General features: G+C 60.1%; 26 protein-coding genes. 9 read left to right on the plus strand and 17 right to left on the minus strand.

The genetic code is table 11. From position 1 onward, the window contains the following. Positions 1–8: 8 nt before the first annotated feature. From upp to PSJ8397_RS10615, 5 genes are read right to left on the minus strand one after another with little or no spacing between them, the layout of a single operon-like run. Complete coding sequence (gene upp, locus PSJ8397_RS10595; RefSeq protein WP_085864579.1) at positions 9–647, minus strand: uracil phosphoribosyltransferase; 639 nt, start codon at positions 645–647, stop codon at positions 9–11. Beyond that, complete coding sequence (locus PSJ8397_RS10600; RefSeq protein ID WP_085864580.1) at positions 644–1,636, minus strand: adenosine deaminase; 993 nt, start codon at positions 1,634–1,636, stop codon at positions 644–646. The genes upp and PSJ8397_RS10600 overlap by 4 nt, the downstream gene beginning before the upstream one ends. Then, entirely contained in the window at positions 1,633–2,847 is a 1,215-nt protein-coding gene (locus PSJ8397_RS10605) for a phosphopentomutase (RefSeq protein ID WP_085864581.1), read from the minus strand. The genes PSJ8397_RS10600 and PSJ8397_RS10605 overlap by 4 nt, the downstream gene beginning before the upstream one ends. Continuing rightward, positions 2,844–4,151, minus strand: a complete 1,308-nt coding sequence (locus PSJ8397_RS10610; RefSeq protein ID WP_085864582.1) for a thymidine phosphorylase — start codon at positions 4,149–4,151, stop codon at positions 2,844–2,846. Before PSJ8397_RS10610 ends, PSJ8397_RS10605 begins: the two co-directional genes overlap by 4 nt. Before the next feature lie 6 nt (positions 4,152–4,157). Continuing rightward, the gene (locus PSJ8397_RS10615) at positions 4,158–4,550 is read right to left on the minus strand and encodes a cytidine deaminase (RefSeq protein WP_085864583.1); all 393 of its coding nucleotides are present in this window, start codon (positions 4,548–4,550) and stop codon (positions 4,158–4,160) included. A 99-nt stretch (positions 4,551–4,649) separates the two neighbouring features. On the opposite strand from PSJ8397_RS10615, the gene PSJ8397_RS10620 reads away from it, so the two are divergent. Further along, entirely contained in the window at positions 4,650–4,847 is a 198-nt protein-coding gene (locus PSJ8397_RS10620) for a DUF3072 domain-containing protein (protein ID WP_085864584.1), read from the plus strand. On the opposite strand, the gene PSJ8397_RS10625 is transcribed toward PSJ8397_RS10620, so the two are convergent. After that, the gene (locus PSJ8397_RS10625; RefSeq protein ID WP_085864874.1) at positions 4,832–5,932 is read right to left on the minus strand and encodes a cupin domain-containing protein; all 1,101 of its coding nucleotides are present in this window, start codon (positions 5,930–5,932) and stop codon (positions 4,832–4,834) included. The genes PSJ8397_RS10620 and PSJ8397_RS10625 overlap by 16 nt on opposite strands. A gap of 133 nt (positions 5,933–6,065) precedes the next feature. Here PSJ8397_RS10625 and PSJ8397_RS10630 point away from each other — a divergent pair, with 133 nt between their 5' ends. Beyond that, complete coding sequence (locus PSJ8397_RS10630) at positions 6,066–8,348, plus strand: NADP-dependent malic enzyme (protein ID WP_085864585.1); 2,283 nt, start codon at positions 6,066–6,068, stop codon at positions 8,346–8,348. Positions 8,349–8,530: 182 nt separating this feature from the next. Beyond that, positions 8,531–10,417 carry a propionyl-CoA synthetase gene (locus PSJ8397_RS10635; RefSeq protein WP_085864586.1) on the plus strand — a complete coding sequence of 629 codons (1,887 nt, stop codon included), beginning with the start codon at positions 8,531–8,533 and terminating at the stop codon, positions 10,415–10,417. A gap of 62 nt (positions 10,418–10,479) precedes the next feature. On the opposite strand, the gene PSJ8397_RS10640 is transcribed toward PSJ8397_RS10635, so the two are convergent. Together PSJ8397_RS10640 and PSJ8397_RS10645 are read right to left on the minus strand one after the other, a co-directional pair. Then, complete coding sequence (locus tag PSJ8397_RS10640) at positions 10,480–10,677, minus strand: CsbD family protein (RefSeq protein ID WP_085864587.1); 198 nt, start codon at positions 10,675–10,677, stop codon at positions 10,480–10,482. Positions 10,678–10,780: 103 nt separating this feature from the next. After that, entirely contained in the window at positions 10,781–11,542 is a 762-nt protein-coding gene (locus tag PSJ8397_RS10645; protein WP_085864875.1) for an NAD kinase, read from the minus strand. A gap of 183 nt (positions 11,543–11,725) precedes the next feature. Here PSJ8397_RS10645 and glyA point away from each other — a divergent pair, with 183 nt between their 5' ends. Continuing rightward, on the plus strand, positions 11,726–13,021 hold the full coding sequence (glyA, locus tag PSJ8397_RS10650; protein WP_085864588.1) for a serine hydroxymethyltransferase: 1,296 nt from the start codon (positions 11,726–11,728) through the stop codon (positions 13,019–13,021). A 79-nt stretch (positions 13,022–13,100) separates the two neighbouring features. After that, positions 13,101–13,970 carry a DUF817 domain-containing protein gene (locus tag PSJ8397_RS10655; RefSeq protein ID WP_085864589.1) on the plus strand — a complete coding sequence of 290 codons (870 nt, stop codon included), beginning with the start codon at positions 13,101–13,103 and terminating at the stop codon, positions 13,968–13,970. Here the strand turns inward: PSJ8397_RS10655 and PSJ8397_RS10660 are convergent. Beyond that, positions 13,915–14,277 carry a hypothetical protein gene (locus tag PSJ8397_RS10660; protein ID WP_085864590.1) on the minus strand — a complete coding sequence of 121 codons (363 nt, stop codon included), beginning with the start codon at positions 14,275–14,277 and terminating at the stop codon, positions 13,915–13,917. The two genes, PSJ8397_RS10655 and PSJ8397_RS10660, sit on opposite strands and share 56 nt — an antisense overlap. A 63-nt stretch (positions 14,278–14,340) precedes the next feature. On the opposite strand from PSJ8397_RS10660, the gene PSJ8397_RS10665 reads away from it, so the two are divergent. Then, on the plus strand, positions 14,341–15,081 hold the full coding sequence (locus PSJ8397_RS10665) for an alpha/beta fold hydrolase (RefSeq protein WP_085864591.1): 741 nt from the start codon (positions 14,341–14,343) through the stop codon (positions 15,079–15,081). Between the two features lie 71 nt (positions 15,082–15,152). Here the strand turns inward: PSJ8397_RS10665 and PSJ8397_RS17035 are convergent, their stop codons facing one another. The 3 genes from PSJ8397_RS17035 to lepA form a co-directional block, all read right to left on the minus strand. Beyond that, the gene (locus PSJ8397_RS17035; RefSeq protein ID WP_159453128.1) at positions 15,153–15,299 is read right to left on the minus strand and encodes a hypothetical protein; all 147 of its coding nucleotides are present in this window, start codon (positions 15,297–15,299) and stop codon (positions 15,153–15,155) included. Positions 15,300–15,363: 64 nt separating this feature from the next. Beyond that, positions 15,364–16,875 carry a P-loop ATPase, Sll1717 family gene (locus PSJ8397_RS10670; protein ID WP_085864592.1) on the minus strand — a complete coding sequence of 504 codons (1,512 nt, stop codon included), beginning with the start codon at positions 16,873–16,875 and terminating at the stop codon, positions 15,364–15,366. A gap of 43 nt (positions 16,876–16,918) precedes the next feature. Next, the gene (gene lepA / locus PSJ8397_RS10675; protein ID WP_085864593.1) at positions 16,919–18,715 is read right to left on the minus strand and encodes a translation elongation factor 4; all 1,797 of its coding nucleotides are present in this window, start codon (positions 18,713–18,715) and stop codon (positions 16,919–16,921) included. Between lepA and PSJ8397_RS10680 the strand changes: the two genes are divergently transcribed. Beyond that, a complete protein-coding gene (locus PSJ8397_RS10680) occupies positions 18,671–20,242 on the plus strand; it encodes a hypothetical protein (RefSeq protein ID WP_143515438.1) in 1,572 nt (523 codons plus the stop codon). The two genes, lepA and PSJ8397_RS10680, sit on opposite strands and share 45 nt — an antisense overlap. A 287-nt stretch (positions 20,243–20,529) precedes the next feature. Beyond that, positions 20,530–20,832 (plus strand): arginine transporter, encoded by a 303-nt coding sequence (locus PSJ8397_RS10685; protein WP_235000689.1) that lies wholly within the window; start codon positions 20,530–20,532, stop codon positions 20,830–20,832. On the opposite strand, the gene PSJ8397_RS10690 is transcribed toward PSJ8397_RS10685, so the two are convergent. Beyond that, a complete protein-coding gene (locus tag PSJ8397_RS10690; protein ID WP_085864595.1) occupies positions 20,801–21,235 on the minus strand; it encodes a low molecular weight protein-tyrosine-phosphatase in 435 nt (144 codons plus the stop codon). The genes PSJ8397_RS10685 and PSJ8397_RS10690 overlap by 32 nt on opposite strands. A 27-nt stretch (positions 21,236–21,262) precedes the next feature. On the opposite strand from PSJ8397_RS10690, the gene PSJ8397_RS10695 reads away from it, so the two are divergent. Then, entirely contained in the window at positions 21,263–21,943 is a 681-nt protein-coding gene (locus PSJ8397_RS10695) for an NAD-dependent deacylase (protein WP_085864596.1), read from the plus strand. Here PSJ8397_RS10695 and PSJ8397_RS10700 read toward each other — a convergent pair whose 3' ends face one another. From PSJ8397_RS10700 to meaB, 4 genes are all read right to left on the minus strand, one after another. Beyond that, positions 21,944–22,450 carry a copper chaperone PCu(A)C gene (locus PSJ8397_RS10700; protein WP_085864597.1) on the minus strand — a complete coding sequence of 169 codons (507 nt, stop codon included), beginning with the start codon at positions 22,448–22,450 and terminating at the stop codon, positions 21,944–21,946. A gap of 43 nt (positions 22,451–22,493) precedes the next feature. Further along, positions 22,494–22,844 carry a hypothetical protein gene (locus tag PSJ8397_RS10705; RefSeq protein ID WP_143515439.1) on the minus strand — a complete coding sequence of 117 codons (351 nt, stop codon included), beginning with the start codon at positions 22,842–22,844 and terminating at the stop codon, positions 22,494–22,496. 323 nt (positions 22,845–23,167) lie between these two features. Continuing rightward, positions 23,168–23,455: a 50S ribosomal protein L28 gene (gene rpmB, locus PSJ8397_RS10715; RefSeq protein WP_085864600.1), complete on the minus strand. Its 288-nt coding sequence runs from the start codon at positions 23,453–23,455 to the stop codon at positions 23,168–23,170. A gap of 219 nt (positions 23,456–23,674) precedes the next feature. After that, positions 23,675–24,652, minus strand: a complete 978-nt coding sequence (gene meaB / locus PSJ8397_RS10720; RefSeq protein ID WP_085864601.1) for a methylmalonyl Co-A mutase-associated GTPase MeaB — start codon at positions 24,650–24,652, stop codon at positions 23,675–23,677. Between the last annotated feature and the right edge of the window lie 103 nt (positions 24,653–24,755).

The raw sequence follows: 24,755 nt of genomic DNA on the forward strand, positions 1-24,755 counted from the left end.
TGTCGTCCCTATTTGGTGCCAAACATCCGGTCACCCGCATCCCCTAGGCCTGGCACAATATATCCATGGTCATTGAGGTGGCTGTCCACCGCCGCTGTCACAATCGGCACATCAGGGTGCGCGGCCTTCATGGCGGCAATCCCTTCGGGTGAGGCCAGCAGACACAGGAACCGGATGTCCTTGGCGCCGGACTTTTTCAGCAGGTCAATGGCCGCAATGGACGAATTGCCCGTGGCCAACATGGGATCCACAGCGATGACCATCCGTTCGCTCATGTGATCGGGGACTTTGAAATAATACTGAACAGGCTCAAGCGTGTCTTCGTCGCGGTATAGCCCGACAAAGCCCACACGGGCCGACGGAATCAATTCCAACATCCCGTCAAGCAGGCCGTTGCCTGCCCGCAGGATTGAGATCAGGGCGAGCTTTCGCCCCTCTAGGGTTGGGGCCTCCATCTCCTCCATCGGGGTGGTGATGGACTTCGTCGTCATCGGCAATTCGCGGGTGATTTCATAGGCCAACAGCTGGCTGATTTCGCGCAAAAGCTGGCGAAACACAGCCGTTGGCGTGTCCTGGTCGCGCATCAGCGTCAGCTTGTGCTGCACCAGCGGGTGGGTGACGTGGGTAAGATGCGGTAGCTGTGTCATTGGGCCTCCGGTTTTAGGCGTTTCGCGATTGCTTCGCGGGTGGTGTCATCACAAAAGGCCGCCGCAAGGGCCGTTTGGTTCAGGGTGTCGAAATCCGAAGGCCCCCAGCCGTAGGTGTCGGCCAGATAGGCAAATTCTGCGGTCATCGTGGTGTGAAAGAACGGCGGATCGTCGGTGGAGACGGTGACACGCGCACCGGCCTCACGCAGCTGATCAATGGGGTGGCGGGTGCCGGGCGGAATGGCGCGCAACACGATGTTGGAGATCGGGCAAACCTCAAGCACGATGCCTTCATCGACGATCCGGCGCATCAGATCCGCATCATGGCGGGCGTTGATGCCGTGGCCAATGCGTTCGACGCGCAGATCCCGCAGGGTTTCGGCCACAGCATCCGGCCCACCCCATTCGCCAACATGGGACGTCAGACGCAAACCGGCCTCGCGCGCCATGTCGAAGGCATAGGCGTAATCGGCGGCGCGGCCATAATCCTCGGCCCCGCCCATGCCAAAGCCGGTGATGAAATCGCCTGCGGTTTCCGCCGCGCAGCGCGCAGTGATCTTGCCCTGATCAGCCCCGAAATGGCGCACGATGGTGACGATGCCACGGGCGGTGATGCCGAAGTCGCGCTCCGCCTCGGACGCGGCCTGCACCATCGCCGCCAAATAGTCCCGCCAAGCGGCCAGATCGCCGCCGCCGCAAAAGTCGGGGCACAGAAAGACCTCTTGATAGACAACCCCGTGGGATGCGCTGTCTTCCAGGACCGCGCGCGTCAGACGATAGAAATCCTGCGGAGTTTGCAGGGTCGTGCAGACGGCCTCATACACCTTCAGGAATTGGGCGAAATTGTCGTAGGTATAATGGCCCTCTGCATCAAAGACGCCCTGAAGCGGGATGTTCTTTTCGCGGGCCAGATCACGGACAAGCGCGGGCGGCGCGCAGCCTTCAAGGTGGGTGTGCAATTCAACCTTGGGGTAGGATCTGAGGGTCATAAAAAGGACTTTCCAGTTTGCGGGGTGAGCCCCAGATGGGTGGCAACAGAGGCCGCGACATCGACAAAGGCCACATGGCCAAGATTGCGGTGTCCCGCACCATGACACAGCACCGGCACCCGTTCACGGGTGTGATCGCCCCCCGTCCAACTGGGGTCATTGCCGTGATCGGCGGTGACAATCAACAGATCATCGGGTTTTAGTCGAGGCAAAAGCGCGCCCAACTGCACATCAAACCATTCCAGGTGCCGCGCATAGCCTGAAACGTCGCGACGGTGGCCGTACAGGCTATCGAATTCGACGAAATTGGCAAAGACCAGCCCGCCGTCCGGTGCGGTGTCGATCAGGTCAGACAGGTGGCGCATCAGCGTTGCATCGTCGCCTTTGCGGACCTCATCAATGCCGCGCATTGAGAAAATGTCGCCGATCTTGCCGATGGCCTGCACGCTGCGGCCCGCATCATGGGCCCAGTCACACAAGGTGGGGGCCGGTGTTTCAATGGCATAGTCGTGGCGGTTGAGGGTGCGCTGAAACGCGCCCGCCTGCCCCACAAAAGGCCGCGCGATGACGCGTCCGACGCGCATGTCGTGCAGCATCGGTGCGATGGTTTCACAAAGGTGCAACAGACGGTCCAGACCGAACACCTCCTCATGGGCTGCGATCTGCAACACGCTGTCCACGGAGGTGTAGCAGATGGGCCAGCCGGTGCGCAGATGCTCCGCGCCGTAGGTGTCGATAACTTCTGTGCCCGAGGCATGGGCGTTGCACAAAATGCCCTTTGTGCCCGCGACCGCGCAGATGTGGGCCGTCACGGCGTCAGGGAAGGCGGGCGTGGCTTTGGGGAAGGTCGTCCAATCCCACGGCACGGGCACACCGGCGAGTTCCCAGTGACCCGATGGGGTGTCCTTACCGGGGCTGACTTCGGTGGCGGCGGCAAAGGCACCCGTGGGGGCGGGCCAGCCCAAATCGAGACCAGTTGCCAGCTTGATCGCCTCCGCTGCCCCAAGGGCTGCGAGCGTGGGGATATTGAGGGGGCCGCTGCGCCCGTCTTCGGCCTGTCCCGCGGCACAGGCCTGCGCGATGTGGCCTAGGGTGTTGGCGCCGGTGTCCGGCGTGTCGTTGTTGAAAAACTGATCCGCATCGGGCGCGCCGCCGATGCCGACACTGTCGATCACAATAAGGAACGCACGGGCCTTTGGATGATCGCTCATGGGTCGATCCTGCCGTGGATCAGATCGGGCAGATCGGGGGCTGCGTCGCCAATCGTGATGGCGGCCAGCACATCGCGGGCGGTCGCGATGGCGCTGTCCTCATCGGCGGCGTGGATCGTCAGGAGAGGATCACCGCGCGACACCGATTGGCCCACCTCAACCACATCCGACAGCCCCACCGACGGGTTGATCCGGTCGGTTTCGACCTGTCGCCCGCCGCCCATGCGCACCACGGCGAGGCCCAGCGCCTCCCCATCGATGGCGGTGATGATCCCGCCCCTGGGGCTTGGCACGTCGCCCACCACGGGGGCCTTGGGTAGATGGGTGTGCCAGTCTTCGGCGATGTCGGGCGGCCCGCCCATGGCGCGGACCATGGCGGCGAAACACACCATGGCGTGGCCTGAGGATATGGCGGCGGTCACGCGCTCCTCCGCCTCCCCCTCTGACTGGCCCGACAGGGCAAGGACACGGGCGCACAGCGCCACGACCAGATCATGCAGGCGCGGGGCGGCAGCGCGGTTGCCCGACAAAACCTCAAGACAAACCGCGACCTCGGTCGCATTGCCAAGGGCGGGGGCCAGCGGTTGCGACATGTCGGTAATGAAGGCCGCCGTGGGCGTGCCCGCGCCGTTGGCGGTTGTGGCCAGTGCTGTGGCCAGCGCCATGGCCTCTGCCGTTGTTTTCATGAACGCACCACTGCCCGCCTTGACGTCCAGCACCAGACCCTCAAGCCCCGCGGCAAGCTTTTTGGACAGGATCGAGGCGCAAATCAGATCCACGCTTTCGACTGTCGCCGTCACATCACGCACCGCATAAAGACGTTTGTCCGCAGGGGCGATGGCATTGGTGGCGCCCACAATCGCACAGCCGATGTCGCGGGTGATGGCGCGGAAATTGGCCGCCGTTTGGGTGGTTTTCAGGCCGGGGATCGCCTCAAGCTTGTCCAAGGTGCCGCCCGTGTGGCCCAAGCCCCGGCCCGAGACCATGGGCACGAACACATCGCAGGCCGCAAGCGCGGGTGCCAAGATCAGCGACACCGGATCGCCCACCCCGCCGGTGGAATGTTTGTCCAAGACAGGCCCGTCCAGATCCCAACGCAGCACATCGCCGCTGTCACGCATCCCCGTGGTCAGCGCCACCCGCCCTGCGTCCGACAGGCCACGCAGGCACACCGCCATGGCAAAGGCACCGGCCTGTGCGTCCGACACCGCACGGGTGGCCAAACCATTGGCGAACCACGCCAATTCCTCAGGCGCGGGGTCTTGGCCGCGTCGGACTTTGGCAATGATCGCGCGCGCATCCATGGGGGATCACGTGCGGTCCATGTGGGAGACGTCAAAGCGGCCGGGCAGCAACTCCGCCACGGTCATGGACAGGGTTGCGCCGTCTGTCGTGGCCATGGTCACGACGACATCCGGCCCCGCAAATTCCGCGATCTTCTGGCGACAGCCGCCGCAGGGGGGTACGGGAGACGGGGCGTCGGCAATCACCGCAACCTCGGCAATTTCGCGCGCGCCCGCCGCACACATGGCGGCAATGGCACCGGCCTCGGCACAGGTGCCTTCGGGGTAGGCCACGTTCTCGACGTTGATCCCTGTAAATACGGTGCCATCCGGCGTGCGCAGGGCCGCACCGACCTTGAAGTTGGAATATGGCGCATAGGCATTTTCGCGCACGGCGCGTGCGGCATCGATCAAAGACATGGGATCCTTCCGTTTTCAAAAGTGTCGCAACCCAGCCTGACAAGCGCAAGGGGGAACCGACAAGCGGCCGGTGGGGTTAACCCCGCAAAGGAGACCGATATGCCAAACACGTTACGCGTGGCGCAAGCCAACCTGAACATGGACCCCGACTATGACGCAAACGCCCCCATGACCGAAGTGCAGGCCGCTGAATTGCGCGCGCTGTGCGAAAAACTGGATGAGCCGTTTGACACGGCCCTGAACCAGCGTCAGGCGATGGAGCGCATTGGCGCGCTGCAGGATCAGCTGGATGGCTGAGGCGTGGTTTTGAACGCGCCAGGCAAGGAGACCTCCAGCAGTTCAAGGTCGTCCGTGGCATCGGCGTAGCGGGTCGCCATGCCGGGGGGAATGACAAAGGCATCCCCCGCAGTAAGGGTGTGGGGGGTCTGGCCCTCGCCCTCCAACGTCATGCCGCCCGACATCACAAATGTGAAATGTATGTCGGCATCATGGCGGGCCCATTGGGCATCCGCATCAGATTTCCGCAAGACATTGACGCCCGCCACGGACTTGGTCGCAGCATTGATGGTGGTGTCGCGAGACGTGAACCCAGACAGACGCGCGGGTGTCCAATCTGCATCTTTGCCGACGTTGTGAACAAACCGCTGGCCTTGCCATTCCCGGTCAGGCCGAAGGTGGGGGGTGGGCAGGATCATGTCGTGGTCAATCTCGGTCACGTGCTCGGCGGGTACGCCAATCTCGATCACTTCGATCCCGTCCGAGGCTTCGAGCACACGGTGCCTGATTTCGGGCGGCTGGATGAAACAATCGCCCGCATGCAGACGGATCGGGCCGCCTTGATCCTCGTAGACCACATCGACCCAGCCCGCGATGCAAAAAATCAGCTGAAACCCGACCTTGTGGAAATGCACCATATCGGGCACCGGCCCTCCATCAGGGATGCGAATGTGGGAGGCGATGATGGATCCGCCCAGCCGGTCGGGGATCAGATCGCGGTAATGCATGCCCGCACGCCCAATGACCCACGGCGCCTGATCGGCCAGACGGCGCACCACAAAGGCGTGGGCTGTGCTGGGCATGTCAACCGGCGCATTAAGCGGCGCGACGGTGACCCGCGTGCCGCCCGGCGCTGTCAGTGTGGCATCGGTCCAAGGCGCATCTGTCAGCAGACGAATATGCCCTGCGGCAGACGTATCGCCCCGATCCAGCCGCACCCGCAGCCCGTGGCCGGAAAACACCGCCACCGACGGGTCATCCGCCGGAAAGATCATATCCATCCGCATGTTCAACGTCTTGGTGAAAAAGCCGATGTCAGCGGTCAGGTCCGTGGTGGGCAGGCAGACCTCGGCCTGAATGTCGGTGCTGTGGGTCTTGAGTGTCATGGCGCAAAAGTGTTCGCGCACGGCTGGAATTGCAAGCATCAATCGGGCAGGCTAAACGGGTCGTTGACCCAGCGTCAGAAAATTAGTTTAACGTTAAACAAATTTCTGCCACCGCCCAGAATTGGAGCCCGCCATGGCTGACACCCCCAAAGACACCCACGCCGAAACCCTGCGTCAGGCGGCCTTGAACTATCACAAACACCCAAAGCCCGGAAAACTTGAAATCCGCGCGACCAAACCTTTGGCCAACGGGCGTGATCTGGCCCGCGCCTACAGCCCCGGCGTGGCCGAGGCCTGCCTTGAGATCAAGGCAGACCCTGCGACGGCGCGCGACTACACCGCGCGGGGCAATCTGGTGGCTGTGGTCACCAACGGCACGGCGGTGCTGGGTCTGGGCAACATCGGTGGGCTGGCGTCAAAACCGGTGATGGAAGGCAAGGCGGTTCTGTTCAAGAAATTTGCGGACATCGATTGTTTTGACATCGAGTTGAATGAGCCTGACCCCGAAAAGCTGGCCGATATCGTCTGCGCGATGGAGCCGACGTTCGGTGCCATCAACCTCGAAGACATCAAGGCGCCCGATTGTTTTATTGTCGAAAAATTGTGCCGTGAAAGGATGAACATCCCCGTCTTCCACGACGACCAGCACGGCACTGCGATTGTCGTTGGGGCGGCGGCCACCAACGCGTTGCGCGTGGCGGGCAAACGGTTTGAGGACATCAAGATCGTCAGCACGGGCGGCGGGGCTGCGGGGATTGCCTGCCTCAATATGTTGCTGAAACTGGGGGTCAGGCGCGAGAACGTCTGGCTCTGCGACATCGAAGGGCTGGTGTACGAGGGCCGCGAGAAAGATATGACGCCGCAAAAGGCGGAGTATGCCCAAGGCACAACCCCCGCCAGCTTGGCAGACGTGATTGAGGGGGCGGATCTGTTCCTTGGCCTTAGCGGGCCGGGTGTTCTGACGCCCGATATGGTGGCGAAAATGGCGGACACGCCGATCATCTTTGCACTGGCCAACCCCACGCCTGAAATCCTGCCGGACCTTGCACGAGAGGTGAAACCGGATGCCATCATCGCCACAGGGCGCAGCGATTTTCCCAATCAGGTCAACAACGTGCTGTGTTTTCCGTTCATCTTTCGCGGGGCGTTGGATGTGGGCGCCACGCAGATTAACGACGCCATGCAAGTGGGCTGCGTCGAGGGGATCGCGGCGCTGGCGCGCGCCACAACAAGTGCTGAGGCCGCCGCCGCCTATCAGGGCGAACAGCTGACCTTCGGGGCCGATTACCTGATCCCCAAACCCTTCGATCCGCGCTTGATGGGCGTCGTGGCCAGTGCTGTTGCAAAGGCCGCCATGGAAACCGGCGTCGCCACACGAGAGGTCGAGATTGAGGCCTATAAGGCGCAGCTTGACGCATCTGTGTTCAAATCCGCCATGCTGATGCGGCCCGTCTTTCAGGCCGCAGCTACGGCGGCGCGGCGGATTGTCTTTGCCGAGGGCGAGGACGAACGGGTGCTGCGGGCCTCGCAAGCGATCCTCGAAGAAACAACCGAAACGCCCATTCTGATTGGCCGTCCCGACGTGATCCGCGCACGGGCCGCGCGCGCGGGGCTTGAGTTGAACATCGACAAGCTGGACATCGTGAACCCCGAAAACGATCCGCGCTACCGTGATTATTGGGAAACCTACCACAGCCATATGGCGCGCAAGGGCGTCACACCCGATCTGGCGCGGGCCATCATGCGCACGAACACCACCGCGATTGGTGCGGTCATGGTCCAGCGCGGCGAAGCCGACAGCCTGATCTGCGGCACCTTTGGTCAGTTCAGGTGGCACCTGAACTACATCGAAAACGTGCTCGGGAACGGCCATGACGTACAAGGTGCGCTTTCGATGATGATCCTTGAAGACGGGCCGCTGTTCATCGCGGACACGCACGTGCGATCAGAACCCACGCCGGAACAGATCGCGCAGTCGGCCATTGGGGCCGCGCGGCATGTGAAACGGTTCGGCCTGACCCCCAACATCGCCTTCTGCGCGCAGTCGCAGTTTGGCAATCTGGATTGCGACACCGGCACCCGCATCCGCGCTGCCATGGGGATTCTGGACGCCCATGGTGTCGATTTTGCCTACGAGGGTGAGATGAACATCGACGCCGCGTTGGACCCGGACTTGCGCGCGCGGCTGTTGCCGGGCAACCGGATGAAAGGGGCCGCCAACGTGCTGATCTTTGGCCATGCAGATGCCGCAAGCGGGGTGCGCAACATCTTGAAAATGCGCGCGGGCGGGCTTGAGGTTGGTCCGATCCTGATGGGCATGGGCAACCGCGCCCACATTGTCACACCTGCGATCACAGCACGGGGCCTGCTGAACATGGCGGCCATCGCAGGCACGCCGGTGCACGAATACGGCTAAGGCGATTTGCAGCTTTGCAAAGTGACGCAGGGGCATTCGCAAGACAGGCCCCTGCCGCGCCATTTGCAAAAATTTGCAACAGGCATTTGCGAAAAAATGCAAAGCGCCGGCCCGTTGGCACGGATCAGGCTTGCCCCAGCGGCAGGTCGCGGCCTATGCCTGTCTCAACGGAGGAGACGACCATGGCATACCGCGACATCTATCAAAGCTGGCAGGACGACCCTGAGGCCTTTTGGCTGAAAGCGGCAGAGGCGATTGATTGGGTGGAGGCGCCAACGAAGGCGCTGTTTGACGACAAAGCACCGCTGTATGAATGGTTCCGCGACGCGACGGTCAACACCTGCTACAACGCCATTGACCGGCACGTGGATCAGGGCAACGGGGACCGCGCGGCGGTGATCTATGACAGCCCCATCACCGGCACCAAAGCCTCGTTCACCTATGCGCAAATGCAGACCCGCATCGCAGCCCTTGCAGGGGGCTTGGCGGCCCTTGGGGTGACCAAAGGCGACCGCGTCATCATCTACATGCCGATGGTGCCCGAAGCGTTGGAGGCGATGTTGGCCTGCGCACGTCTGGGGGCCATCCATTCAGTGGTCTTTGGCGGCTTTGCGGCCAATGAACTGGCCGTGCGCATCGACGATGCCACACCCAAGGCCATCATCGCCGCATCAGCTGGGTTGGAGCCGAACCGCGTGGTGGAATATAAACCCCTCCTCGATGGCGCGATCGAGATGTCGGCGCACAAACCCGACGTCTGCGTCATCCTGCAGCGCGAACAGCACCCCTGCGAACTGGGCCCGCGCGACGTGGATTGGTACGAGATGCAAAAGGGGACGACACCCGCCGATTGCGTTCCGGTAGAAGGCACGCATCCGGCCTATATCCTCTATACCTCCGGCACCACGGGCGCGCCCAAGGGGGTTGTGCGGCCCACGGCGGGCCATCTGGTGGCGCTGAACTGGACGATGAAGAACATCTACAACGTCGATCCGGGCGATGTGTTCTGGGCCGCGTCAGACGTGGGTTGGGTCGTGGGGCACAGCTACATCTGCTATGCACCGCTGATCCACGGCAACACGACGATTGTGTTTGAGGGCAAGCCCGTAGGCACGCCGGACGCAGGCACGTTCTGGCGGATCATCGAAGAACATAACGTCAAATCCTTCTTCACGGCCCCCACCGCGTTCCGCGCGGTCAAACGCGAAGACCCCAAAGGTGAGTTTGTCGCGAAATACGACCTCAGCTGTCTCAACCAGATCTATCTGGCGGGCGAGCGGGCCGATCCCGACACGATTGAATGGATGCAAGACAAGCTGGACAAGCCGATTTACGACCACTGGTGGCAGACCGAAACGGGCTACACCATCGCGGGCAACCCTGTGGGGATCGAACCGCTTCCGGTCAAACTCGGCTCCCCCACCGTGGCGATGCCAGGCTTTGATGTGCAAATTTTGGACGATGCGGGCCATCCGCTGCCTGCGGGCGAATTGGGGGCCATCGTCGTGAAACTGCCCCTGCCGCCAGGCACATTGCCCACCTTGTGGAATGCGGAAGACCGGTTCAAGAAAAGCTACCTCACCGCCTTCCCCGGCTACTATGAGACCGGCGATGCGGGCATGATTGATGAGGACGGATACCTTTATATCATGGCGCGCACCGATGATGTGATCAACGTGGCGGGCCATCGGCTGTCGACGGGTGGCATGGAAGAGGTTCTGGCCGCCCATCCGGACGTGGCCGAATGCGCCGTGATCGGCGTCACGGATGACCTGAAAGGCCAGCTGCCTGTGGGGTTTGTCTGCCTCAACAACGGGGCCACCACGCCTGAGGCCGATGTGGTGGCGGGTTGTGTCAAACTGGTGCGCGAAAAGATCGGGCCTGTCGCTGCGTTCAAACTGTGCTGCGTCGTCGACCGCTTGCCCAAGACGCGGTCAGGCAAAATCCTGCGGGGCACTATGGTGAAAATCGCAGACAGTGCGGACTACAAAATGCCCGCCACCATCGACGATCCCGCCATTCTGGATGAGATCAAAGTGGCGTTACAGGGGATCGGCTACGCCAAGTAGGTGCGATGCAACAAGGGCGGCCCAACCGGACCGCCCTTTATCCCACCACGGATACCTCTGTGTCAGAGGCTTGCTACGAATTCATCTACTTCACGTTCAGCTTCGGCTTTGGTTTTGCCGTACTTTTCCTGAACGGTGCCGATCAGCTGATCGCGGTTCCCTTCCGCCTGATCCAACTCATCATCGGTCAATTCGCCCCATTTTTCTTTTGCAGCGCCTTTGACTTGGTTCCATTTGCCTTTGGCAATATCCCAATTCATGTGCGTGACTCCTGTCATCTTGACATCGCGAGGAACCGCCCCGCTCGGCTTCGGGGAGACAACACCGCACGCCCGTAAAGGGTTCCGATCATTTTGAAAAAGATCAGGCGAATTGTTCGCGGATGAGCCGTTCTTCGAGGCCATGACCTGGATCAAACAGGATGCGGTGTTCAATCTCAGGGGCGGACCAGACATCGACGCGGGCCACGTCCTTGACGGACACACCGTCCGCGTCGGCGTTCACGGGGCGTTTGTCCGCGTTGGTGACTTCAAACGTGACCCGGGCGGATTTCGGCAACAGCGCACCACGCCAGCGGCGGGGGCGGAACGGGGCCACTGCCGTCAGGGCCAGCACGTCGGATCCGATGGGCACGATGGGCCCATGGGCGGAATAATTATACGCCGTGGACCCCGCAGGCGTGGCCAGCAACGCCCCATCGCACACCAGTTCATCCATACGCATTTTGTCGTCCACATGGATGCGCAATTTGGCCGCTTGGGGGCCCGCGCGCAGCAAGGACACCTCGTTGATGGCCAGCGCGCGGTGCATGGTCCCGTCGACGGTTGTGGCAGACATATGCAGCGGGTTGATCACCTCTTCCTCGGCCTTTGCCAGACGGTCCCGCAGACCCTGGGACGAATAGGTGTTCATCAAAAACCCGACCGTCCCGCGGTTCATGCCGTACACAGGCGCGGGCAGGTGTTGGGTGGTGTGCAGCGTTTCCAGCATAAAGCCATCGCCGCCCAAGGCCACGATTACCTCGGCCTCCTCCAGCGGAACGGACCCGTATTGCTGCGACAAAGCGGCCTGCGCCTGCTGCGCGATCGGTGCTGTGCTGGCCACAAAGGCAAGCTGTTTGGGCATGACGAACGCCTTGTTTGCAATAGGTTTCCCATCTGTTGTCGCCCGCCCCTTTCGGAAACGCAAGCCGCCGATGGTGCGCACCGCGGGCCGTGTGATGTGCAAAAAGGGTCGCTTTGCGGGTTTTCCGATAGGAAACTTCCCTTTATGTGAATGCCAAACCACACCTGACGGAGGGAATCCCCCATGAACGCAGAGACAAAAGACACCGGTTTTTTCACCGAAAGCCTGTCCACCCGCGACCCAGAAGTCGCCGCCGCCATCGGCGCGGAGTTGGGCCGTCAGCGCAAAGAGATCGAGTTGATCGCGTCTGAAAACATCGTGTCCGCCGCCGTAATGGAAGCCCAAGGCAGTGTGATGACGAACAAATACGCCGAAGGCTATCCCGGACGGCGCTATTACGGCGGCTGTCAGCACGTGGATGTGGCCGAGAACCTCGCGATTGACCGTGCCAAACAGCTGTTTGATTGCGGTTTTGCCAATGTGCAGCCGAATTCCGGTTCTCAGGCCAACCAAGGTGTGTTTCAGGCGCTGATCAAGCCGGGCGACACCATTCTGGGGATGTCCCTGGACGCAGGCGGCCACCTGACCCACGGGGCCAAGCCGAACCAGTCGGGCAAGATTTACAACGCCATCCAATATGGTGTGCGCAAGCAGGACAGCCTGCTCGATTATGACCAAGTGCAGGAATTGGCGACAGAACATCAGCCCAAGCTGATCATCGCCGGTGGCTCTGCCATCCCGCGCATCATCGATTTCGCTCGCATGCGTGAGATTGCGGATTCCGTGGGCGCCTATTTGTTGGTGGACATGGCGCACTTTGCCGGTTTGGTGGCGGCGGGCCTCTATCCGTCGCCCTTCCCCCACGCCCATGTGGCCACAACGACGACCCACAAGACGTTGCGCGGCCCACGCGGCGGCATGATCCTGACGAATGACGAAGCGCTGGCCAAGAAATTCAACTCCGCCATTTTCCCAGGCATTCAGGGCGGCCCCCTGATGCACGTGATCGCCGGTAAAGCGGTCGCATTCGGGGAGGCGCTGCGCCCCGAGTTCAAGGCGTATCAGCAACAGGTTGTGAAGAACGCACAAGCCTTGGCGGATCAGCTGATGAAGGGCGGTCTGGATATCGTCACAGGCGGCACGGACAGCCACGTCATGTTGGTGGATCTGCGCCCCAAGGGCGTCAAAGGCAACGCGACCGAGGCCGCGCTGGAACGCGCGCACATCACCTGCAACAAGAACGGCATCCCGTTTGACCCTGAAAAGCCCATGGTCACATCCGGCGTGCGTCTGGGGTCCCCTGCGGGCACAACGCGCGGGTTCACAGAAGTGGAATTCCGTCAGATTGCCGACTGGATCGTCGAAGTGGTCGACGGTCTGGCCGCCAACGGTGAGGACGGCAACGCAGAGGTTGAGGCGAAGGTGCGCGCCGAGGTTGAGGCGCTTTGCGATACCTTCCCGATGTATCCAAACCTCTGACAGGTCTGCACGATACGTGCACATAAACCCATGAAAGCCGCCGTGGACACCCCCGGCGGCTTTCGTGCATCTAGGCCCCATGTTTGAAACAAAGACTTTTGAGAAATCATTGGGCCGAGGCGTGCGGGCACGTCTGCCCCACGGGCTAGCCGAATTCATCATGTTTGGATTGAAACAGGGCTGGGCCTGCCTGTTTGGCGGGCTGTTGTTGATTGCCGTGATTTGCACAAATGCGATCTGGGACGATGCATGGCTTATTGCGCGCTACGACGCGCTCTTCGCGTTTGCTGTCTTAATTCAGGCGGCGATGTTGTTGTTTCGGCTGGAAACTTTCAACGAGGCCAAAGTCATTTTGCTGTTCCACGCCACTGGAACGGCCATGGAGTTTTTCAAGGTCAGTGCCGGATCGTGGGGCTACCCCGAGGACGCAGTATTTATGGTTATGGGCGTGCCGCTGTTCAGCGGGTTCATGTATGCATCGGTCGGCAGTTACATCGCGCGGGTTATCCGCATTTTCGACATGCGGTTCACGCCTTATCCGCCGTTCTGGATGACCGCCGTGCTGGCCGTGGCGATCTACGTGAACTTCTTTGCGCATCACTTTGTCTGGGACGTTCGAATGGCATTGTTTGCCGCGACGGTCCTGATGTTTGGACGCACGCGCATCTATTTCACCGTGGGCGGCACCTATTGGATGCCCCTGCCCGTTGCGGCGCTTTTGGCGTCCTTCTTCCTTTGGATTGCGGAAAACATCGGCACCTTGACGGGGACTTGGGTTTACGCCGGATCGGCAGAGTTTGACTGGGCATCGATCAGCAAAATGGGCAGCTGGTACCTGCTTCTCTACGTCAGCTTTGTCACCGTGACACTGGTCATCCGTGACCCGTTAGACATCAGACAAAGCCGCGCCACACAAGGTAGGTCACGAAAGCCGCGACAATCACGATGAGGTTGAAACTGACAGTGCCCAAAATGCCCAGCACACGTGTTTTGCGACGTTCTTTGGGGTCAATCGTGCGCAGGTAATTTGTCAGGTCCGCGTGGGCGCGGGCCAGTTTTGCCTCATCCACCCTCACGCGCAATTTGGGGTGGGCCATCATCGTCTCGGCCTGAGCGATGAACCGGGCCTCGCGGCGGGCCCAGGCGGGCAACAGACGTCCGGCGCGGCGGATCGCGTGGGACAGGCTGCGGGATTTCAGGCGCAGGCGGTCCTCGATCAGGGTCTTGATGTCTTCGGCATAGGTTTTCGCAGTCATACCCCGACCTACCGCGCGGACGCAGGGCTTTCAATTCTGAACCTGCGGGGCTAATCGTTGGGGATGTTGAATGTTGTGACCCATGGCGACCCGAAACGCCCTACCCTATTGATTGCGCACGGTCTTTTCGGATCAGCCCGCAATTGGGGTGTGATCGCGAAACGTCTGTCGGATGCCTATCACGTCGTGGTGCCCGACATGCGCAATCATGGGGCGAGCCCGTGGTACGACAGCCATTCCTATGCCGATCTGGCAGAGGATTTACGTGAGGTTTTGGCGGCCTATTCGGACGGCCCAGCTTATGTGCTGGGGCATTCCATGGGGGGTAAGTCGGCGATGGTTTTGGCCCTGCAACACCCTGAAATCATTGAGAAACTGATGGTCGCGGATATCGCGCCCGTGGGCTATGCGCATACGCAAACGCAGCATATCGCGGCGATGCGGGCGGTGGATTTGGGGGCCGTGGAAAAACGCGCCGATGCAGGTGTGAGTTTTGAGCCGGAGGTGCGGGATTTCTTGCTGCAAAGCCTCGACATGAAGGCAAAATGCTGGGTGCTGAACCTTGATGTGCTTGAGGCTTATATGTCTGATATTATTGGATTTCCCGAAGTTTCAGGCACGTTTGAGGGGACGACTGTATTCCTGTCTGGTGCGGACAGCGACTACGTCCGCCCCGAACACCGCCACCGCATCAAGGCGCTGTTTCCCGCCGCGCGCTTCGCCAAAATCCCCGGCGCGGGCCACTGGCTGCACGCGCAAAAACCCCGCGAATTTGAGGCGTCGGTGCGGGCGGTTTTCGGCTAAAACCGGCGTATGGTTTGCGTATGGCTGGCGTATGGCTCGCGTATGGCAACGGCGCCAGACCCGCCCGCAGATCAGAACGCGGCGGAGGTGAGAAACACCATCAAAGACGCGCCGCCAGCGAGGACGATGAAGATGTGGGGTGTGAGTGCCCGAACCCAAGGGGCAAAACGTCCTTGGGGCGTTTTGGGGTACGAACGGTCGGAGACGGTGTGGTGCATGGATCAGCCCTCTGGTTGGATAGGGATGATACGTGGGGATGGGGAGGATTTGTCGGTGGATTTACTAAGCCCGCTGCTCTTTGAGATTCAATGCATGAATCAATCCGTCATGAACCTTGTATATTTCTACCTCACTAAAGCCAGTTGTTGGGTTGAAACACCGGAACCGCCACTGATTGGACTTGCCAACTTTGAACCCAATAATTGAGTTTGAATACAGGAAACGCAGGTGGTTCGACAGATCGACTTTACCTGCGGGCAAACCCAAATTCCGCAACGCAAGTTCCAGTTCTTCGACCTTGAACGTTGTTGTGCCAATCTCCCGTATAGCGTCGAATAGTCTGGGTAGCGCAGGATATTGGACAACCCATTCGTCAGTTAACTCCTCCAACAGCCAAAGAGAATAGTCGACCTCTGCATTGTAAATAGCCTGACACTCCAGCCGATCACTATTTACCTCCTCTTCTTCAAAAGGGTTCTCATCCCTCGCAACCATGTCAGATTTAACTAAAGATAGAAAATGTATGAGATCACGTGGTCTCATCATTGTGCGCAAAAGCAAGTAATCAAATGGCTTTCGTCTCTGTCGCATTTCGACACGGTCAAAAAGCTCATTGACATGATTTACTGTATCTCGGCCGCTAGTCTGAGCGTGATAATTTACCCGATGCAGGATTAGTCTATTTAGCGAATCGTGGTTCCAACCGAGAACATTTCCACAGTCAGTCCTCAGTTTATTCTTATCATTCAGATCAAGGTCAGAGAAAATATCTTCCCGTAGGAAAACGACGGGGCGCAGTTTTCCGCCGAAATTTTGTGTGATGCTTTCGGCAGCCGCAACTAAACCGCTGAGCATCGGTCTAACACTATTTCGCGAGTCGACGAGCCATGCCTCATCAAGACGATCAAAAGAAACAAAGACCCGACCATCGGCCTCGGCAAAATGTTTCTTCAAACCGCGCTCGAGGAAAGGAACGATACGTGAAATGTTCTCTGTCAGTGTTTCTCGCAAAAGAGACGACGTAGAAAAGTCCGAAAACTCTACATTTCCAAGTGATGCAGACATCTCATCCAATTCTCCTTCGTCTAAATTGAGGGACCCTCCTGGTAGTTTAAATCTTGACAGTCCCAACAACTTATCGCCCAATATCCGCTTTAGAGTAGGTGCCGACGTTCCATATACTGCTCTGATTAATTTAGATAACGGTTTTGTATGTTTGCTGTCGAGCTTCAGAAACTCAATGACATAAAGCGTTTCAACAAGAATAATAAATTTCCAAGACTCCGTATACGCCAATGCCTTGGCTTTTCCCTCCTGACTAAGAAGTTCGTGAATATTCCAATCATAATTCTGTAGACTGAGCGCCATTGAGGCGTCATTCATAGAGAGGTACTTATGATAGTCTTCATCAAAACGGGTGAACACGGCAGTCTTGCCTGCGCCCTTGCGCCCCAATACGAGGAAAGAGAGCTTATTCTCGGTTACGTCGTTTAGTACACCACTATCAAAGAAATACTTTGACAGCTTATCGTCCCGTTCGGCTGATACTTGGCCGAAATCAATCCAGTCGATCATCACTCATCCCCCATCAGATATATTGGAGATTGATGCGTATATTTCAACTGTCCATCTTCAGCGCCGAAATAAACGCTTCCTGCGGGATGTCCACTTTCCCGAACTGGCGCATCTTTTTCTTGCCCGCTTTCTGCTTGTCCAGCAGCTTGCGTTTCCGTGACGCATCCCCGCCATAACACTTCGCGGTGACGTCTTTGCGCATGGCGGAGAGGGTTTCTCGCGCGATGACTTTGCCGCCGATGGCCGCCTGGATCGGGATTTTGAACATGTGGCGGGGGATCAGGTCTTTGAGTTTTTCGACCATGGCGCGGCCGCGGGCCTCGGCGCGGTCGCGGTGGACCATCATGGACAGGGCGTCCACGGGTTCTTCGTTCACCAGCACGGACATTTTGACCAGATTGTCCTCACGGTAGCCGGTCAGTTGGTAGTCAAACGACGCGTAACCTTTTGTTACCGATTTCAGCCTATCGTAGAAGTCGAACACCACTTCGTTGAGCGGCAGGTCGTAGACGGCCATGGCGCGGGTGCCGGCGTAGGTGAGGTCTTCTTGAATGCCGCGGCGGTCCTGGCAGAGTTTCAGGACCTCGCCCAGATATTCGTCGGGCACGAGGATCGTGGCCTTGATGCGCGGTTCGGCCACGTGATCGACCAGCGTGACGTCGGGCATGTCGGCGGGGTTGTGCAGGTCGAGCTTGGTGCCGTCCTTCATGTGGATGTGGTAGATGACGGAGGGGGCGGTGGTGATGAGTTCGATGTCAAACTCACGCTCGATCCGGTCGCGGATGACTTCGAGGTGGAGAAGCCCGAGGAAGCCGCAGCGGAAGCCGAAGCCCAGGGCGGCGGAGGATTCCATTTCGAACGAGAATGAGGCGTCGTTGAGGGCCAGTTTGTCGATGCTGTCACGCAGGTCTTCGAATTGGGCGCTGTCCACGGGGAAGAGGCCACAGAAGACAACGGGTTGGGCGGGTTTGAAGCCGGGCAGCGGGGTGACTTCGCTGCGTTGGTGGGTGATCGTGTCGCCCACGCGGGTGTCGCGGACCTGTTTGATCGACGCGGTGAGGAAGCCGATTTCGCCGGGGCCGAGTTCGTCCACCGTCGTCATTTCGGGGCGGAACACGCCGATGCGGTCCACGTGGTGGATGGTGCCGTTGGAGACGAATTTGATCTTTTCGCCCTTGCGCAACTTACCGTCGATGAGGCGCACCAGAACGATCACGCCGAGGTAGCTGTCGTACCATGAATCGACCAGCATCGCCTTGAGGGGCGCATCTGCGTCGCCTTGGGGGGCGGGCAGTTGGGCGACGATGGCCTCCAACGTTTCCTCAATCCCCTGTCCGGTTTTGGCGGAGACGGCGATGGCGCCTGACGCGTCGATGCCGATCACGTCTTCGACCTGTTCGGCGACACGGTCGATGTCGGAGGCGGGCAGGTCGATCTTGTTGAAAACGGGGACCAGTTCATGGTCCGCCTCAATCGCGTGGTAGACATTGGCGAGGGTCTGCGCCTCGACCCCTTGGGTGCTGTCCACGACCAGCAGCGAGCCTTCCACGGCGCGCATGGAACGGCTGACCTCATAGGCGAAATCGACGTGGCCGGGGGTGTCGATCAGGTTGAGGACATAGGTGGTCCCGTCTTTCGCCGTATAATCGATGCGCACGGTGTTGGCCTTGATCGTGATACCGCGTTCGCGTTCGATGTCCATACTGTCAAGAAGCTGCGCCTTCATGTCCCGTTCGGCCACCGTATTGGTGGACTGGATCAGGCGATCAGCCAGCGTGGATTTCCCGTGGTCAATATGCGCCACGATGGAGAAATTGCGGATGTGAGCAAGGTCAGTCATACGTTGGGATATGGCGCGGTCAGGGGGGTTTGGCAATGGGGTTTGGTGAGGGGGATGGTCGCAGTGGGTGAGGTGGATTTTTCGGATGAGAAAGAGGCGGAAGCTTGGTTCGAGACACAGAGCAGAGAAACTTGTTCCGCGATCGCTGCCCGCTGTGCCATCAGGGCCATGAGCCAAAATTGGGAAGCCGTTCCGCTCAAACCCAATGACTTAACCTTAAGTCAATTGAGGGCGGTGTTGATTGCCGCGTGTCGTGCTTCGTCATCTATCAAAAAACCACAAAGTTTCTGGACTTCCATTTACGGCCTCAATGGTTCGGCCGGATATTCGCTCGCCGCGCCTGCCCCCCTTCTTGCGGCATCTATGGCTTTGCGGTGCGCCCTATCATCGCGAAACGATTGGCCACCTAGCGGCACAGCCGCCGCCGAAGCGGTAAAAGCAGCGTCACGCGCCGTAGAGCCTTTTGGTACTACTCCGCTGCTTGCTGCAATGCGCTGGGACACCCAAAATTTGGGATCGCTGTTGGCACAGCCCGTTTGGAGCGGCGCAACACCCCCCGATTCCGTTCAAGGAAAACACGACGCGTTCCTGAAGGTTATAGGCCATTCGGAACATTTGAAATTTTGGCGCAGGTTTTATGAGGGTATGTGGAACGGTACCTTTGATGAATGGGCTCTCGCGTTTGAGGTTATTCAGATCCCAGAGGAAGACTGGGAAAAAGGGTATGAGCATATTGGCGAGGTCATTTCGGGAATTGAGGCGCGGTTACTTGCTGAACGCGCGCCACTTGCTGAACGGATTGTTTTTGATGAAGACAGTGAAATCTTCACTGTCGAGCCAATCCCCCTGGAGAACGCACCCCTTATCCAGACAATCACTCAGCGCATTGAGGACTGCCTCGATGATGCACTAAACGGGTGCAACGGATTGCGGCCCGACGAAAGCGTCGTGACCAAGTTGCGTCGGGCGAACAGCCGCTATTCGAACAATCCGCAACGTCTAGAGATGGACTATACAGCGGCTGCGGCGTCGTTGCGGCGTTTGTCAGACAGTGGCGAGATCGCAGAGACGGAAGACAACCTTGATCTGCGGGAAGCCGTCGAAGATGGCGTGCGCGCCCTTCGTGCCAATCACCCCGACATTGCTGCCAATCGACACCAGTTGGCAAAGCTGCGGATGGCAGAAATGGACAGCGACGCGGTTGACTTGCTCGAAGATGCGAAACCCGTGCTTGAGGCTTTGTCGAGCGGCGCTTTACAGGAAGATTTTGCCGATGACATCCCGCAGCTAATCAATGACGCAACTTTGCCTTTACCAACCGGCGCGCCACCTTTGCCGGGTGCTGATGAGGCGACGCGGATCTTTAGCCGCGTGTCTCGGATGAAGTTGATCTACGACGACTTGACCGAAAAAGGGGCCACCGTTTTCGACAGTAAGGGATTCAAAACAGCGCGGCTGGGGCTGACCATCGGTGCGATGCTTTCGGCGCTGGTGAGTTTGGGATTGTTAATCATCGGGGTTGTTTAACAATTTTCCAATCTGTCGCTAAGGACCGCGACCGAGCCTGGGTGGGCGCATTGGGACGAGCATTTGATGTGCCGCATCGCAGACGTCGCCACGTCAGCTCTTTTCGTGACCTTGCAAATGCGCCCTCCCGGGGGGAGGGTCGGGCGCGGTCCGGCGGTGCCGTCCCAGTGCCCCCCCAAACGTGAATTGCCCCCTCCCGGCCCCCGTGCCATACTCATCCCAGCAGATAACGCCCAAGCCAAAAAATCGGCGGGTCAGAGTGAGGTATGATGATGCGGGTATTCGTGATGATGACGTGTGTTTTGGCACTGGCGGCCTGTGGCGGGCGGTCTGGTGTGCGCGGGGTGGATGGACCGATTGCGCAGGCGTGTTTGGCCGCCGACAGATCAGCCGCGTCGCCTGCCTTGTGTTCGTGCGTCCAACGGGTGGCAAATGCGGAACTGAGCAGCCGCGACCGATCCCGCGTCGCGTCGTTTTTTGACGATCCTGAGGTCGCCCATGCCACCAAAATCTCAGACACGCGGGCCAATGATGCGTTTTGGGATCGCTACCGGTCGTTTATTTCCCAAGCGCGCAATACCTGCGGATAAGGGCGTCGGCGGCGTCCTCGATTATGGTTAATGCGCCGGTGAAATCGCGGGTGTAATAGGGATCGGGCACGGCCTGCCCGTCTTCGCGCATCAAGATGACGGGGGTTTGGGTGGCTGGCGGCCGCTGGGCCTCGATCTCCTCCAGGTTCTCCGCGTCCATGGCGACGATCAGGTCGAAGGCATTGAAATCACGGGGTTTAAACTGGCGTGCCCGCAGGCGGCTGAGGTCGTAACCCGCAACCGATGCGGCCTGTTGCATGGGGCCGTAGGGCGGCTTGCCGATGTGGTAGGACGCCGTGCCCGCGCTCTCAAGGTGCAGATGAGGGGCCTTGGCGCGCACCACGGCCTCCGCCGTAGGAGAGCGGCAGATGTTGCCCAGACAGACGAAGAGAATACGTTGCATGGGAACAGTATAGGGGGGCCGCGCGGGATGCGCATTGTGATTTTGACCGGCGCGGGGATCAGCGCGGAAAGCGGGATGGGGACGTTTCGAGATAAGGGGGGGCTTTGGGAGAACCCCGACCTGATGAAGCTGGCCACGCCTGAGGGGTTCGCGGCGGATCCGGCGGCTGTCCATGCGTGGTACAACATGCGCCGCGCCAAGGTGCGGTCATGCCAGCCCAATGCGGCCCATGTGGCGCTGGCCGCCCTGCAGCAGGACCCGCGAGCAGAGGTCACTTTGGTGACGCAGAACGTCGATGATTTGCATGAGAGGGCGGGATCACATGATGTCATCCACATGCATGGCACGCACCTGCGGGCGCTTTGTGTGGACTGCGGCGCGCGGTGGCCTGCGCCCTCACAGATGACGGTGGACACGCGGTGCGCCTGTGGTGGGGCCGCACGGCCGGATGTCGTCTGGTTTGGCGAGGTCCCCTATCACATGGACCGCGTGGGCGCCGCCCTGACACAGGCGGATCTCTTCGTGGCCATCGGCACCAGCGGCGTGGTCTATCCTGCGGCGGGCTTTGTGCGCGTGGCCCGCCAGGCGGGGGCAGATACGTTGGAAATCAACCTTGCCCCCAGCGAACGCGCCACGGAATTTGCCCGCAGCGCGTTTGGCCCCGCCACGCAGACGGTGCCTGCATGGGTGGCAGAGGTCTTGGCCTAGTCAGTGATCGTGGGAGGACTGATCCTCGCCCGCGCCATGATCGCCATGTCCGCCATGCCCGCCATGGGCGCCCGCATCCACACGGTCCTGATCGACAGGGATCTCAACCACCAGATCGTCGGCGTTTTCGAACTGAAAGGTGATCGTAACGATCTCATCTTGTTCAAAGGGATCAGTCAGCCCCATGAACATCACATGTTCAGCGCCGCGCTTCATGATGATTTCACCACCCGCCGGCAGCGCCATCCCCTCTTCCACATGCACCATGCGCATGACGCCATCCGCGTCCTCGATATGGGTGTGCAATTCCACCCGTGCCGCCGCATCAGAGGTGACAGAGACGATCCGGTCATCGACCTCACCGTGGTTGTGGATCACCATAAAGGCGGCCCCGGCCATTGGGTTGGACGACCGCGCGTAAGCGTCGTGAACTTCGATATCCGCCCATGCAGGGGCGGCAAAAGTGGCGGCCATCAGGCCCGCAAAAAGAGTGGTTTTGAAAGACATGTGGTCTCTCCCCGTATTTGATCTGAGAATTTATGAAAAAGGATCAGATCAAAACAGGTGGCCCACGTGCCGATGGCGAAAGAACAACAGGGCGCGTCTCGTGGGGGCCCTGCTCCACCGCGACAAGGGTCCAGACCAGATCGGCAGACACCGCTACTTTGACATCTGCGCGCGTATCCGCCAGCGCCGTCAAAGCGCAATCAGGACAGATTTGAACGGCCTCCATCGGCTGGCCCTGATGATCGACAGTGACCACCTGAACACCATGCCCCGTGCACAGCACAATTTGGCCGGCCGCGTCTTTCATCACGCCACGCGCAACGGCCATGTGCTGTGACGTCCCAGCAATCAACAGCGCAAGGCCAAACAAGATACAACGCATCAAACCGCTCATGAGGGCGGGGTATCAGGCCGGCGCCCCCGACAAAAGCGCCAAAATGGTCGCAGCACACGCGCCTTCTCGTGCTGGCAGCCCCCCCCTGCTTCTTTGGGTCAAAAATACCTAAACTCCGCACTGTCCACTGCCACACCGCCGGCACGTGAGGCCCCGCGCATTTTCGTAGAAAATGCGCCCCCGCCCGCCGCAGGCGCAAAATGGCCCGCCACAGGCGCAAACAGGTCGCCACAGGCGCAAACAGCCCGCCGCAGGCGCGGGCCAAAGAAAAAGGCCCGCGACCTTGCGGTGCGGGCCTTCATTCTCACATCAGGGGATGTGGCTTAGACAGCCGCCATCGCCTTGTTGATCTCTTTTTTCACTTTCAACGCCGCATCGCTCAGCTCGGCGTCTTTGGCTTTCGCCATGAACGCGTCCAGACCGCCGCGGTGGTCCACGGTGCGCAGTGCAGCAGAGGAAATGCGGAACTTGAAGGACCGGCCCAGCACGTCGGACTGCAAAGACACGTCTTGCAGGTTGGGCAGGAACCGACGCCGCGTTTTGTTGTTGGCGTGGCTTACGTTGTTGCCCGTCATCGGGCCTTTTCCGGTCAATTCGCAGCGGCGCGACATGGCAATCTTCCTTTTACAGGCAGGCCATCACCACAATGAGGGGGAGGCCTATGGGTCAAACGGTTTAGACCGCGCACAGGCACGGCCCCAAATTCAGTGTGCGGGACGTAGAAGGATTCCGTCCCCCCGTCAACCCGCTTTCAGCCCGTTTTCCCCCTTCCCCCTGGGCAAAGCCCCGTTTGCGCGCAGCAGACACGCCCGATGCCCCACCCATGGCCCTTATGGCTTGAAAAGACTTGCGATGAGGGCGTCTGCGGCGGCGGCGGGACGGATCTTGCCCGCGGTCACGTCCTCTTCCAGCCGCGCCAGCTGCGCTTTGATCGCGGGATCGGCCGTGAGGCGGGACAACAGGCCGGATCGGACCTCTTCGTGGAACCAATATCGGGCCTGATCGGTGCGCCGCTGGGCCCAGACGCCGCTGTCGCGACGCCAGTTGACCAAGGCCTGCATCTCATCCCACGCCGCCGCGATGCCGCTGTCTTCCAGGGCGGAGACAGCCACCGCCTTGGGAAAATCATCCGGGTCCTGGGGCCGTTTGCGCAGCAAGCGCAGCGCGCCTGCGTAATCGGCGCAGGTGCGGGTGGCCTGGGCGCGCAGATCGCCGTCGGCTTTGTTCACAAGGATCATATCGCAGGTTTCCATGATCCCGCGTTTGACGCCCTGCAATTCATCCCCGCCCGCGGGGGCCAGCAGCAGCAAAAACAGATCGGACATTTCGGCCACGGCGGTCTCGGATTGGCCCACGCCGACGGTTTCGATCAACACCACGTCAAAGCCCGCGGCCTCACACAGGGCAATCGCCTCACGGGTGCGGCGTGCCACGCCGCCCAGTTGCGATTGCGACGGCGAGGGGCGGATGAAGGCATTGGGATCCCGGCTGAGCAGATCCATCCGCGTCTTATCCCCCAAAATCGACCCGCCCGAGCGCGCGGAGCTTGGATCCACCGCCAGCACGGCCACGCGTTTGCCAAGCCCCGTCAGCATCTTGCCGAAGGCCTCGATGAAGGTGGATTTGCCCACGCCTGGTGTACCAGAGAGGCCGATGCGCAGGGCCGCGCGGTCGGTGCCAAGCTTTGTCAACAAAGCTTGGGCCGTGGCGCGATCCTCGGCTTTGGTGCTTTCGACCAGCGTGATGGCGCGGGCCAGCGCACGGCGGTCGCCGGCGCGCAGTTTTTCGGCTGTGGTCGCGATATCCATGGCGCTTTATCGGCAGCCGACCTCTTGGTGTCCAGCGGCGTGATGTGAGTTTTTTTGGTCAGATGAAGGGGTGGGCGGTTGACCTTGACCATTGCACGGGGTG

It is taken from the genome of Pseudooctadecabacter jejudonensis, assembly GCF_900172275.1.
In the GTDB taxonomy this organism is placed as follows: domain Bacteria; phylum Pseudomonadota; class Alphaproteobacteria; order Rhodobacterales; family Rhodobacteraceae; genus Octadecabacter; species Octadecabacter jejudonensis.